The sequence below is a fragment of the Paenibacillus oleatilyticus genome, assembly GCF_018998565.1.
Taxonomy (GTDB): Bacteria; Bacillota; Bacilli; order Paenibacillales; family NBRC-103111; genus Paenibacillus_G; species Paenibacillus_G oleatilyticus.
Map to the genome: position 1 here is coordinate 1 of NZ_JAHNZO010000184.1, position 335 is coordinate 335.

General features: G+C 50.7%; 3 tRNA genes. All 3 read left to right on the forward strand.

Annotated elements, in window-relative coordinates:
• The first annotated feature begins 79 nt into the window (after nucleotides 1-79).
• The 3 genes from KQX66_RS36865 (at nucleotide 80) to KQX66_RS36875 (ending at nucleotide 334) form a co-directional block, all read left to right on the forward strand.
• A tRNA-Trp gene (locus KQX66_RS36865) sits at nucleotides 80-153 on the forward strand.
• Nucleotides 154-173: 20 nt separating this feature from the next.
• A tRNA-His gene (locus KQX66_RS36870) sits at nucleotides 174-249 on the forward strand.
• 13 nt (nucleotides 250-262) lie between these two features.
• Nucleotides 263-334: transfer RNA gene (locus tag KQX66_RS36875), tRNA-Gln, on the forward strand.
• Nucleotide 335: the final 1 nt, after the last annotated feature.

Sequence of the window (335 nt, forward strand, 5' to 3'; positions counted from 1 at the left end):
AGTGGCCAAACGCAGCAGACTGTAAATCTGTTCTCTGACGAGTTCGGTGGTTCGAATCCATCAGCCTCCACCAGTTTATAGGGGCATAGTTTAAAGGTAGAACAGCGGTCTCCAAAACCGTTAGTGTGGGTTCAATTCCTGCTGCCCCTGCCAAAAAAATTCTTCATACTGTGGCGGTCGTGGCGAAGTGGCTAACGCATCGGATTGTGGCTCCGACACTCGAGGGTTCAATTCCCTTCGATCGCCCCATTTACACATTCATTGGGGATTAGCCAAGCGGTAAGGCAACGGACTTTGACTCCGTCATGCCTAGGTTCGAATCCTAGATCCCCAGT